Raw genomic sequence first — 11,987 nt, 5'->3', positions numbered from 1 at the left:
ATCCGTCACCTGAAGGGAGACGGAGATGAAGCAGTCGAGGTTCACGGAAGAGCGGATCATCGCGATCCTGCGGGAGCACGAGGCAGGCTCAAAGACCGGGGACGTTTGTCGCAAGCACGGGATCAGCAGCGCGACGTTCTACAAATGGAAGGCGAAGTATGGTGGGCTCGATGTGTCGGAGGCCCGCCGCCTGAAGGTTCTGACCGACGAGAATGCCAAGCTAAAAAAGCTGCTGGCCGAAGCGATGCTCGACAACGCCATGTTGAAGGATCTCAATTCAAAAAAATGATGACGCCCGTCGCGAAGCGACAAGCTGTGGCTCACCTTTGTTCAAGTTTTGAGGTCAGCCAGCGGCGGGCGTGTGCGGTCATCGGAGCGGATCGAACCTCGGTACGCTATCGCAGCGTGCGGCCCGACGATGTTGTCATTCGCGCGAGGTTGCGCGAACTGGCCAATATCAGACGGCGGTTTGGCTACCGTCGCCTGCTCCTACTGTTGCGCATCGATGGCGTTTCGATCAATCACAAGAAGCTGCGGCGTCTGTACGCCGAGGAGCGGCTTCAGGTTCGACGGCGTGGTGGTCGCAAGAAAGCGCTGGGAACAAGGGCTCCGATGACGTTGCCCCAAGGTCCCAACCATCGCTGGTCGCTCGACTTTGTCAGCGACACGCTGACCGACAGCCGGCGCTTCCGCATGCTGGCCGTGGTGGACGACTTCACCCGCGAGTGCATCGCATTGGTTGCCGATACGTCGCTCTCGGGCACAAGGGTCGGCCGAGAGCTCGATGCGGTGATCGCCCGGCGTGGTCCCCCGCTAACGATCGTCAGCGATAACGGTACCGAATTTACCAGCATGGCCATCTTGCGATGGTCACAGCAGACCAGGATCGAATGGCACTACATCGCACCAGGCAAGCCGCAGCAGAACGCATTCGTAGAAAGCTTCAATGGGCGCCTGCGCGACGAACTCCTGAACGAGACGTTGTTCTCGTCCCTCAACCATGCCCGCGAAGTCCTTGCTGAATGGCAGGACGACTACAACACCGTCCGCCCTCACAGCGCGATCGGCAATCTTCCACCGGCTACCTATGCCAAGCTCCACGCGTCCGACATGCAACGGGACGGACCGCATGAGCTGATTTGGGGCTCCGCGCCCCGTCCCGTTGCATCACCGAGCCACACAGGCTCAAATGATCAAAGGATTCTTCCCATCGCTGGATGAAGCTTGGGGCTCAGGTCAACTCGTTTCATTGTTGACCAGCACAGGTCGCAGGCCGGACAGGTCTGCGTCTCATACATTTAGGTTAAGCAAACGATGGCTCATGCCCCGGTCAGCAGTCGCTTAGTGGGCTGGACCACGACCGTGCTGGAGCAAACGGTTCGTTTTTCCGTCATTCGCGAGTGATTCAGGCCGGGAGCTTGGTGGGACGGCTCAGATTGTCGAAGCTGTTGCGAGCCCTTTCGACCGGCGAGCCTTGGGACGAGACCGCCATGGCTCCGGTCGTCCGGTGAGGGCGGCCGGGGCAATGGTTACCCGGCCTGGGATTACCGATAGGTGAAATTCAATCTGGTCCGGCGAGACGCCCGCCCTCTCCGCTGCGTCCGCTGCCGCATCCATCGCAGTGAGCCGCTCACCATGTGGAATGGCCTTATTCAGCATCGTGGCGAGGTAGCCCGACAAGTCGATGAAGCTTGCACCGCGATCAGGAAGGGCCATGCCCGGCAGTCCGGCCGCTTCGGAAGTGAAATCCACCCTCTTTAGCGGCTTTGAGAGTCGAGCCAGCTTGATCAGCTTGTTAACGCCGCTGATCCTTCTTCCGGCCACGACTTCCTTGCGCTCGATCCGGCGCACAAAATCCCCCGGCGTGTAGCCAAGCGCCTCGGCTTGGATGAAAGCCCGCTTCAAGCGCGACGCTTCCGACTTCATGTCGGGGTCAGCGCGCTGTTCCTCGGGCTGAAATGCTTGGATCAGGTGATAATAAAGGTGATCGAGCTTCGGCTTCTTTATACCCCGAGCCTGCATGATACGGTTGAATTCGGATTCGTCATCGCTGAGTTTGCTTGCGAGGCTGTATGTACGTCCCATGAAGGCGTGGAGCGCCTTATGCTGGCGACCTTTTGCCTTCCAGGCATCGATTGCTGCGAGCGCTACTTGGGAGACGAGCACGTTCACCTGAGTGTTGGCGGGGGTTGGATTTTCCAACACCGCCCCGGCGACCATTGTGTGCCGAAGCCGCTTCCCATCGTCCCCGTAGTTGCACCAGAGAACTTCCTGCCGGTAGCGTTTGGACGCGTGGCTTCTCTGAGGGGGAGCAATTATCTTCCGCCACTTGGCCGCTGGGTAAAGATCGCTGTAGAGGACGGAATCATAGCCCGAGATCGCCACCTTGGCACGACACTCATTGAGAGCACTCGCAAGGTCTCGATGATCATCGTCGGTCAAGATGTTGGTGTAGGTTTTATCTTTGCGTTTCCACGTCTCAGCCACATATGGCGGATCGCAATAGAATAGCCTGTCCGGCGCGTCTAGTGCCGCTATGACTGACATGGCAGGGCGGCTATCCATTAAAACCCCGCTTAGTCGTGACGCAAGATCGTTGAACCGAGTCGCGCCAGACCTGAAGCGTGCCGAAGCGAGGGACATTCCATTCCTGCTCTCGTTCGGTGTCGTCCCCCAGTTATACGGAAGCGCGTTCACGGAAAATCCTTGGTAGCTTTGCCTCACGCGAACATAGAAACGTCTTGCTCTCTCCAGGTCGGATAGGTGCTCGCTCGGGCCGAGCGAAGCCGCGAACTCGGCGCGGCTGTAGGGTGTGAGGTCGATGAGACGCTTAAGTTCATCGGGTTGGTCCCGCACGATCCCGAAGAAGTTTACGACCTCCCCATCAAGGTCGTTGTACGTCTCGATTGGCGAGTTGGGCCGGTTCAGCAGGGCGACGGCTGAGCCGCCGAACGGCTCAACGTAATGATTGCACTCTGGCAGAAGCGGGAGAAGCCACTTCAGGTGCATGGCTTTGTCCCCCGGCCAGGGGAAGGACCGAAGAGCTTGAGCATTGTCACGGTTGTCTGTGGGACAATGAGAGGCGAGGCCGAGTGTGTTGTGATCTGGCAAGACATATCCACTTCATGGTCGCGAAGTGATATACGCAATTAGCATTGTTGACAAGTGAGAGAAACTAGTTCTATTGTCAATCCGTCTTGGAGGATGTCTATGACCAAAGCCAAAGCCGCACTTCTATCGATTGCCCAGCAAACGGAACCGCTCCGCCGTTTTCTCGATGCGCAACAAATTATCCGCAAATATGCGCCAAGGATCACAGGAGCAGGTTGCCAAGTCCTGTTATTCATTGCTCTCGAAACCTCGGATCGAAAAAGCCTGCGAATACCTCGCTTGCGAGATGTGGCGAGGGGGCTCGATCTCTCACTCTCTGGCGCTAGCCGCTTGCTGGAAACACTTACGGCCGGAGGCCGCAAGGGCAGTGCCGAAGGAGGCTACGGGTTGATCGAAACCGACGACTTCATCGAAGGCCGCCGAACTGATGGATACGTCCTCACGGAGAAAGGCCGAAAATGCGTTGAACAGGTCCTGAGTGCGCTTGCTGGAAAGCCCTGTGGCGGCTTCGAGCCTCACGATTTAGGCAGCCTCTTTAAGCTGATGATGGCCGAATGGGAGCGACGGCCGGACAACAAAGGCCAAGCGTAGGATGCGCACGAAGGGTGCTTTATCCCCCGCCCAAATCGGACCTGATACCCCGTTGAGGCTTGCAGAAGCCGTCACCCTCGCGTTTCCTGCTGGAGGTATGACCGTTTCAGGTCTCCGTCGTGAAATTGCGCGCGGGCGTCTAACGGTTGAGATACTGGCAAATAAACAATTCACCACCCTCGCAGCTATTGAGGAGATGCGTAAGCTATGCCGCGTAAATGCAAAGGTGCCCGGCTCCATCTTCGACCAGCACGACGCGACAGCGCCGGAAAGATTACCCACCACCCTACGTGGGTCATCCGAGACGGAACGAGCTATCGCGCCACCGGATGCGCTGAGCGCGAAGTTGCGAAGGCTGAGCAAGCCCTCAAAGAATACATCGCTCTAAAATATAGACCAGAGCGAAGAGAACAGGACATTGACAAAATCCCGGTTGCCGATGTGCTCTCGATTTTCATCGATGACCGGCCCGACCTCTACGTCGAGAATCCCAACGCTCCGAAATTTCTTAAACGCATTGAGCGGTTGAACAATTTCTGGAAAGCGATGATGCTTTCTGCGGTCAACGGAGAAACGTGTAGAGCCTATGCGCACGACCGGGGCAACAGGGGTGGCGCTCGCCGTGACCTGGAGGACTTGCGGGCCGCTATCGGGCACCACACCTTTGAGGGCTTGCATCGCGGTACTATCAGGGTCGTCTTGCCCAAAAAAGGCCAGCCCCGCGACCGCTGGCTCACTCGTTCGGAGGCTGCCCGGCTAATATGGGCATGCTGGCGCGCTCGTGAGACTCAAACAATTCATCGCGGACCGAATAAGGGCCATAAGGTCGTCACGGACAAAAGACCTCTAAGGCATGTAGCACGGTTCATCGTGATCGGCATCTACAGCGGCACCCGCGCCGGTGCAATAGCTTCAGCTTCACCAATCCCAGCCGTAGGCCGGTCATTTGTAGACCTTGATCGAGGAATGTATTACCGGCGCGCACTAGGCGCTGCTGAGACGAACAAGCGCCAGACGCCGATGCCTATCCCGCCGCGCCTGCTAGCTCACCTGCGCCGATGGCACCGCAAGGGCATCATCCGGTCGCATTTCGTGGAGTGGCACGGAGAGGCCGTCAAATCGGTCAAGACGGGATTTGCCAAAGCCGTGTTGTTATCTCATATCGAGCATGCTTCCCCGCACACCTTACGCCACACGGCAGCTACATGGCTGATGCAGAACGGGACCATTCCTTGGGAGGCTGCTGGCTATCTCGGGATGTCGGTCGAAACTCTGCTTCGCGTCTACGGTCATCACCATCCAGATTATTTGAAGGATGCTGTAGCGAAGATGACGGCAAAACCTACCGCCTCAGCTTCGCCACAGAAACGGCAGGATAAAACGAACACGAGCGCCATCAAGGTTCAATAAAAATGGGGCATCGTGATGAACGATCTGGTGTCGTCTGCCGCTCATAACGGTCTGGTTGCAGGTTCGAGTCCTGCCGGGCCCACCACGACACTCATCCAAGGACGTACGCGTTCGTCTAGGAAAATCCAACAAATTCCAAAAGGTCCCTGCGCTGCAGTAATTTTTGCGATTAATAGCGTCCGATTACGTCCACAATCTGCGACTGACATCCACGATATTTGTTGGTATATCTGTTGGCATGCGAATGGCGTTAACGGCGAGATACCAACATGCCTCTCAGCGACCTAAAGTGCAGAAATGTGAAAGAGCAATCAACGTCGCAGAAGCTTTCGGACGTCGGTGGACTGCATCTTCTCGTCAACACCAACGGGTCGAAGTACTGGCGCTTGGCTTACCGATGGCAGAGTAAACAGCGGACGCTTGCCTTAGAGGCTGACTGAAAAAGAAGCTGAGTGATTTCAGCCAGTTGTGATTCCTTCGGATTTGCGAAGATTCGAGGGAGAGCACGATGGTCTGGACTGAAATCACCCGCCGACACTATAGGCGGGCGAGCTTGCGATATGAAAGCGATACGACGGATGCCGAGTGGTTTGTGATGGAGCCGCTTCTGCCGCCTGCTTCGGCGCTCGGTCGCCCGCGTGCGACAGATATGCGAACGGTGATGGATGCGATCCTGTATATTGCGTCGACCGGCTGCCAATGGCGGCAGTTGCCCAAGGATTTCCCGCCCTACTCGACGGTGCAGGGCTATTTCTACGCGTGGTCGCGCGGCGGACTGTTTGCGTCGCTGAACTACACGCTCGTGATGGCCTCGCGCGAGGCGGCTGGCCGAGAGGCGAGCCCAACGGCCGGAGTGATTGACAGCCAGTCGGTGAAAACCACGGAAAGCGGCGGCCCCCGGGGCTATGATGCAGGTAAGAAAATCAAGGGCCGCAAGCGCCACATCGTCACCGACACGCAAGGAAACTTGGTCGGGCTGGTCGTGCACGAAGCCAGCATTCAGGACCGTGATGGTGCCCCGTGCGTTCTTGCTTCGATACGTTATCGCTATCCGTGGCTGCGCCATATTTTTGCCGATGGTGGCTATGCCGGAGATAAGCTGCGTCAAGCTTTGAAGCGCATCGGCAATTGGACGATAGAAATCATAAAACGATCCGACAGGGAGCAGGGCTTCGAAATCCTACCGCGCCGATGGGTCGTCGAACGAACGTTCGGATGGCTCGGTCGCTGCCGCAGATTGGCAAAGGACTTCGAGACCACAATCGCCAGCGCCGTTGCCTGGGCGTTCGTCGCTCACATTCGCGTCCTTATAAGACGGCTTGCAAAAGCCTGAAATCAAACGAATTCATTATGAGTCAGACTCTTAGGCGTTTATCCCGCCGTCAGCTTGACGGACGCTCGCGCGGCGCGCGACGAAGCCAAGCGCAATTTGGCTTCCGGTGTTGATCCATCGCAGGTGAAGAGGGAGCGGAAACGAGCCGCAAGGATTGCCAGTGAAAATACCTTTGAAGCGGTTGCACGTGAGTGGCATGAAAACTGGAAAAGTGCGCGAACTCCCTATTATGCTTGGCAGATCTTGCGCCGACTGGAGGCGGACGTATTTCCAGAAATTGGCCGGCGTCCAATCGCCGAACTTGAGCCTCCCGAGCTACTAGATATGCTCCGCAAAGTCGAAAAACGCGGTGTAAATGAAACGGCCAGGCGATTGAAGCAGCTAGTGGGGCAGATTTTTCGGTTTGCCATCGTAACAGGCCGAGCCAAACGCGATCCCTCCGCTGATCTCAAAGACGCATTACGGGCGACCGGCGAACCGCAGCACCACAGGGCTATGCCAGCTGCCGACCTTCCGAAATTCTTGCGAGAATTGCAGACATATGGGGGCAAATTACAGACCAAGCTGGCGCTAAAGTTGGTGACCCTAACGTTTCTCAGAACAACGGAGCTGCGTGCGGGAAAATGGGATGAACTCGAAGACCTCAATGGAATATCACCTCAATGGCGAATCCCTGCTGACAGAATGAAGATGCGCTTAGAGCACATAGTTCCGTTGTCCACCCAAGCGGTACAACTACTAAAAGAACTTCGCGTCTTGGCGGGAAAGAGCGACCATATCTTTCCATCAGCAGGCAAGGAGCGATGCATGTCTAGCAACACCATGCTTTATGCTCTCTATAGGATGGGCTATCATGGTCGCGCGACAACACACGGGTTTCGCGGTGTGGCTTCCACAATTTTGAACGAAAGCAATTTGTTTAATCGTGACTGGATTGAACGTCAGCTCGCGCACGTCGAACGAAACGAAGTAAGGCGCGCCTACAATGCGGCTGAATGGCTGCCAGACCGGCGGAAAATGATGCAGTGGTGGTCCGACTATTTATCGCAGCTTCAGCCTACCACTTGCTAGGCCCCCGGCCACCACTACAAGTGAAAACTCCCGCGATACTGCATAAACGTAGTGCGCGAGCAAAAAATAGCGAACGGCGAACCTGCGACCCCTGCGTCCCGAACGTTGATCCCCGACCATAAAAGCCGAATAAACCTGCGTTATTCGATCAAGCCTGTGACGACTGTCGATCGTGTCCCGCGTGGTGGTGTAGGTTTCTGATCTTATGCCGCTCGCGAAGCGCGCTTTCAAATGGCGCTGTAGCGAGCGAGCGGCATGTGTTGGTCACCGGCGGTTCGCCGGTAGGATCGGGTTGCAACACGCAATGCAACCGAGGAACCACCGATGACCAGCGAGATGATGAACCTTCGTGCGCTCGTGGAGAAGACCCCCGACGCGGATATTTTGCGCCAGATGATCGGCTTCGCCGCCGAGCGGCTGATGGAACTGGAGGTGGCCGCGTTGACCGGTGCCGGCCACGGCGAGAAGAGCGCGGAGCGGCTGGTGCAGCGCAACGGCTACCGCGAACGCGACTGGGAGACCCGGGCCGGCACGGTCGAGCTGCGGATCCCGAAGCTGCGCAAGGGCTCATATTTTCCGGGCTTTCTGGAGCCGCGCCGGATGGCCGAGAAGGCGCTTGTGAATGCTGATCGAACTTTGACCCCCTAATTGTTGCCCGCGCGGATCTAAAGTCTTGATTTTGTTGATGTGGGAACGGTGACCCCGGCGCCGATCGGCGTCCAGACCCCACGTCGAAACACATACTGCCCTGCCCCCTTCGACACGAGCTGCTTGTCCTCAAGCCCGGGCAGTTCAATGTCCTTCGTGTGCGCGGCGATCGAGCGGTCGCGGACTATCTCGATGGCCCTCCGGGTGACGTCCCAGTGCGGCGCGTCGGCTCCCATGTCGTACGCACCGGCGCCGAAATAAAGCACCACTCCGCCCAGACCGACCAACATGGCGACGACGCCCGTGACCCAACGTCTCGTCATTTGATCGCTCCCTGCTGCGCCGGCCGCCGACCCGCAGCGAAATGTTTTTCAACGGCCGAAGGCGCATCCAGCGTCCGCGACCAGGTCCGATAAAAAGCTACTGCGATCATCAACGCAATGCCGATCGCGCTTACGGCGATCTGCGTGATAAAGGCATTCGAGTACATCTCGAGGATGAAGTGCCCGACGAACGACAGAAAGATGCCCACGCAGAAAACTTCCAGCGAACGTTGTCCACAGACGATCAGCGGGCGTAGCACAAGGGATCGCAGTCCCCGCCAGTCCCGGGGCAAAAGTCGGATGACGACGAACGCGAGGGCCATCAAGTGCAGGATCCGGTACGGAGCCAGGTTGGTCTTGTCATTGGGATCGAAGAAATCGATCAAGGCGGCGGGTAGGATATCCCTGGAATGGAAGCGGATCGCCGAGGTGACGACAAGCGCGAAGATGACGAACGCCACGCTGGCGGCCAATACGATGTTGGAGCGCGCGAGCGCCTGAACGCGACCGCGTCCACCGAGCGCAGCCCAGGCACCCATGGTGAACAGAAGCTGCCATGCGAACGGGTTGAAGTACCAGCCGCCCGACGGGTAAGCCGTGAAGTTCCAGTCGAAAAGATGAGCTAGGACGTACACGGCGGCCGACGCTCCCAACGCCAGATCCGGCGACCGCCGCATCAGAACGAGAAGCGGCGGGAAGCCGGCCATGATCACGATGTACAGCGGCAGCACATCGAGGTTCAGCGGCTTGAACTTCAACAGGAGTCCTTGTGATAGGGTCGCAATCGGGTGTTCGATCAGTCCGGCGACGTGAACTCGTCCAGGAGATGGGAATGTCCCCGCTGCGCGACGTAGCCGATCGCCACCGCGTAGAACACGAAAAGAAGGATGTGCGCAACGTACAATTGCCAAACGCGACGGAGCAGCAGCGCCGTTCCGGCAAGAATGCCTTGCGTTGCCATCCGTCGCGCATACACGAACGCAGCCGTGTATCCGGAAATGAACACGAAGATGTCAGCGGCATCGCTGAAGCCGTAATTCCTCGTCGTCACCCACGCCACGGCGTTGTTCGGGATGTGATCGAGGAAGATCGCCCAGTTCGCCAGTCCGCGGAACAGGTCGAGACGCAGATCGCGTCTCGACCCCGAGATAGGCGGATTCTCATGCGTCATCGATCCCGCCAGTTCGCCGGAGTACGTTTTCGATGTCCCTCATTTCGGAGAGCGCGCTGGCAGGTCGGGCGCTCCGGCGGGCGGCGCGTTGCGGCCAAGGTCTGCGATCAGCTGCTTCATTTCAGCGATTTCCCTCACCTGCGCCTCAATGATTCCGTCGGCGAGCTTGCGCACGCGCGGATCGCGGATATGAGCGCGCTCGCTCGTCATGATGGCGATCGAATGGTGCGGAATCATTGCCTTCATGTAGGAGACATCGTCGACGGTCTGCTGGCCGCGGACCAGCCACAACGCGACCACGAAAATCAGCGCGCTGCCGAGGAAGATCCCGGTATTGGTCCGCTTGTCCGGATACATCTTCATCATGAAGGTAAGCATGATCGCCGCCATCACTGCGCCCATCACGAAGGCCATCCACATCCGGGTCTGGCTGAAGAACACGTGGTCGATCGCATATGTGTTGAGATACATGAGGCCGAACATCACCACCGTGGAGACGACGATCATTGCGCCGAAGCGCGCATAGCTCATATTCATCGCATTGCTTCCTTAATTTCTGTTGATACGGATGCAGTGGAACTGCTCGTTTCGCTTTCTCTATGCCGCCATTGCGCGGCAACTCTCGGCGCTGGCCCTGCAGGCCTTCACGCAGTCCTCCATGCCGCCGATGCGTTGGTAGTCCGCGGCGCATTCGTTGCAGATCTCTGCCCATTCGCGGCAGAGGTGCTTGTGATGGAGCGAATTCATCAGCATCGAATGCGCCTATGTCCTGCCTATCTGCCTATCTGTGCGCAAGCGGTGACGAGCCTGAAATGTCTCGGCTCGACGTGCTTTCCGCCGCGCTCCAGGCAATGGTTCATCGCCATTCTGAAGCAGGTCTGATAGCAGCGCAGACAGCGATCGATGCATTCCTGCATGTGCGCGCTCATCCTCATGGCAATCCTCCTGTCTTGCCGACCGCCGGGACGGCAGCCGCTCTCGCCGGTCATTGTCCGATTGCCGGCCGGATTGTTCCGAGGACGCTCACGCTCAACAGGACGAGCAGGCCCAGACCCTGTTCGCTCAACACGTGATTCCGCAATTTGTTTCGCCAGACGTCGGAGCCGACGGCGGCGCCGTGTCCGGACGCTTCCAGTGCCGGCACCAGCCAGAACCGGTTGGCCGCGGCGAGCGCCAGCATCCCCGCGAAGAACGCCAGTTTCGCCATCAGTATCTGCCCATAGACGCTGTGCACCAGACTGGACACGGACCCGACAAGCAGCCAGCTATTCACCAGGCCGGTTCCGACGAGCGTCGCAACGGCGGCATATCCCATGCCGGAGAAACGCATCAGCACGCCGTCGATGGCACCAGGGCCCGCCCTCGACCCGGCGCGGCCGAGCAGGATGAAGCCGAGAGGCGCCAGCCCTCCGAGCCACGCGCCAGCGGCGAGGAGGTGCGCGACGTCGGCGCCTATGTGCAGCAGGCCTTGCCACCCTTCTTCGACCTGGGAGTGCCCGGTGCCGGCAAGCGACGCGAGAAGTCCGGCGGCGAGGAAGGACGCCACCAGATTGCCGCCCATTGAAGTGCGCGCCGACGACTGCAGGATCGTGACCGCGACGAGCACCGCCGCGACCAACATGCGCGCCGTCCACACCACGCCGAAGCCTGTATCGCGGACGACCGAACCGACGATCTCGGGATCGGCGACGTCCGCGAGCGCGCCGCTCATGTTGGCGACTACGAAGGCGAACCAGGCAAGGCCGCTCGCGAGAGCGAGTACCGAGGACCAAAGCATGACCTTGCTCCTCCAACGGGCGAGCGTCTCGGGCTCAGCGCCGTCGTAGGCGTAGAGAGGGAAGAACGCCGCTCCAGCCAACGTGGTGCATGCCACGTAGTGCAGGAAGCGTGCGAGGACGAGCCCGAGATCGATCATCAGCGCGCCACGCCGAAGGAGTAGCTGCCCTTCACTTTGTGGGTGTCGTCTGACACGGCGTGCCACTCGACCTTATAGTCGCCCGGTGCCAAATGGTCCTTGAGCGGCACGATCATCAGCTTCCTGTTGGTCGGATCGGTAGTCGCCTTTCCGACTGCGATCGCCATTCCGGACTGGTCCTTCAATTCGATGCCGGAGAACTGCGGAATTACGCTCTCGTTGAACAGGATGCGGATCTGCTTCGGCGGTGCCGACGACTTCCCGGCGGCAGGTTCCGCCGATTGAAATTCGGGGTGAGCCTGAGCGACGCCGGGCGTGAGTGCCATCGCGGCAATAGCGGCGACGGCGATGCGGGCGAGATTAGACATTGGTCGTCCTTCAAGGTAGTTCGTGTACTTTGTTCAATCAAATGCC

Annotated in this window: 11 protein-coding genes and 4 pseudogenes; 8 read left to right on the top strand and 7 right to left on the bottom strand. The window is 58.6% G+C overall.

Annotation, left to right across the window (positions count from 1 at the left end):
• Positions 1 to 25 precede the first annotated feature (25 nt).
• Positions 26 to 1,221, top strand: a protein-coding gene (locus FNL56_RS09740) for an IS3 family transposase (RefSeq protein WP_441351235.1) whose coding sequence is annotated in 2 segments (ribosomal slippage) — positions 26 to 287 and positions 287 to 1,221 — 1,197 coding nt in all. Because the reading frame shifts where the segments join, the coding sequence is not laid out codon by codon here.
• A 210-nt stretch (positions 1,222 to 1,431) separates the two neighbouring features.
• Here FNL56_RS09740 and FNL56_RS09735 read toward each other — a convergent pair.
• Positions 1,432 to 3,111: a DNA adenine methylase gene (locus FNL56_RS09735; RefSeq protein WP_256365965.1), complete on the bottom strand. Its 1,680-nt coding sequence runs from the start codon at positions 3,109 to 3,111 to the stop codon at positions 1,432 to 1,434.
• A 99-nt stretch (positions 3,112 to 3,210) separates the two neighbouring features.
• Here FNL56_RS09735 and FNL56_RS09730 point away from each other — a divergent pair, with 99 nt between their 5' ends.
• The 7 genes and pseudogenes from FNL56_RS09730 to FNL56_RS09700 form a co-directional block, all read left to right on the top strand.
• Positions 3,211 to 3,702, top strand: coding sequence for a hypothetical protein (locus FNL56_RS09730; RefSeq protein WP_143581969.1), 492 nt, complete (start codon positions 3,211 to 3,213; stop codon positions 3,700 to 3,702).
• A 207-nt stretch (positions 3,703 to 3,909) separates the two neighbouring features.
• Entirely contained in the window at positions 3,910 to 5,112 is a 1,203-nt protein-coding gene (locus tag FNL56_RS09725) for a site-specific integrase (protein ID WP_143577775.1), read from the top strand.
• A 269-nt stretch (positions 5,113 to 5,381) separates the two neighbouring features.
• Entirely contained in the window at positions 5,382 to 5,552 is a 171-nt protein-coding gene (locus FNL56_RS28805; RefSeq protein ID WP_368039338.1) for an Arm DNA-binding domain-containing protein, read from the top strand.
• Positions 5,553 to 5,620: 68 nt separating this feature from the next.
• Entirely contained in the window at positions 5,621 to 6,445 is an 825-nt protein-coding gene (locus tag FNL56_RS09710; RefSeq protein WP_143577461.1) for an IS5 family transposase, read from the top strand.
• Between the two features lie 42 nt (positions 6,446 to 6,487).
• Positions 6,488 to 6,892, top strand: a pseudogene (locus FNL56_RS28990) (tyrosine-type recombinase/integrase); the annotation flags it as partial.
• A 48-nt stretch (positions 6,893 to 6,940) separates the two neighbouring features.
• Positions 6,941 to 7,516 carry a site-specific integrase gene (locus FNL56_RS28600; protein ID WP_256365971.1) on the top strand — a complete coding sequence of 192 codons (576 nt, stop codon included), beginning with the start codon at positions 6,941 to 6,943 and terminating at the stop codon, positions 7,514 to 7,516.
• Positions 7,517 to 7,840: 324 nt separating this feature from the next.
• Positions 7,841 to 8,134: pseudogene (locus FNL56_RS09700) on the top strand (transposase); the annotation flags it as partial.
• Between the two features lie 47 nt (positions 8,135 to 8,181).
• Here FNL56_RS09700 and FNL56_RS09695 read toward each other — a convergent pair.
• The 6 genes and pseudogenes from FNL56_RS09695 to copC all read right to left on the bottom strand — a co-directional run bounded on the left by FNL56_RS09695 (position 8,182) and on the right by copC (position 11,941).
• Entirely contained in the window at positions 8,182 to 8,487 is a 306-nt protein-coding gene (locus FNL56_RS09695; protein WP_143577773.1) for a hypothetical protein, read from the bottom strand.
• Positions 8,484 to 9,658 (bottom strand): annotated as a pseudogene (locus FNL56_RS09690) (OpgC domain-containing protein). Before FNL56_RS09690 ends, FNL56_RS09695 begins: the two are co-directional and overlap by 4 nt.
• A 39-nt stretch (positions 9,659 to 9,697) precedes the next feature.
• The gene (locus FNL56_RS09685) at positions 9,698 to 10,189 is read right to left on the bottom strand and encodes a DUF305 domain-containing protein (protein WP_143578580.1); all 492 of its coding nucleotides are present in this window, start codon (positions 10,187 to 10,189) and stop codon (positions 9,698 to 9,700) included.
• 66 nt (positions 10,190 to 10,255) lie between these two features.
• Positions 10,256 to 10,593: pseudogene (locus tag FNL56_RS09680) on the bottom strand (four-helix bundle copper-binding protein).
• 50 nt (positions 10,594 to 10,643) lie between these two features.
• Positions 10,644 to 11,573, bottom strand: a complete 930-nt coding sequence (gene copD, locus FNL56_RS09675; RefSeq protein WP_143577771.1) for a copper homeostasis membrane protein CopD — start codon at positions 11,571 to 11,573, stop codon at positions 10,644 to 10,646.
• A complete protein-coding gene (copC, locus tag FNL56_RS09670; RefSeq protein WP_143577770.1) occupies positions 11,573 to 11,941 on the bottom strand; it encodes a copper homeostasis periplasmic binding protein CopC in 369 nt (122 codons plus the stop codon). Before copC ends, copD begins: the two co-directional genes overlap by 1 nt.
• Between the last annotated feature and the right edge of the window lie 46 nt (positions 11,942 to 11,987).

It is taken from the genome of Tardiphaga sp. vice304, from assembly GCF_007018905.1.
Classification (GTDB): Bacteria; Pseudomonadota; Alphaproteobacteria; order Rhizobiales; family Xanthobacteraceae; genus Tardiphaga.
This window is presented reverse-complemented; position numbering and strand designations above follow the sequence as displayed.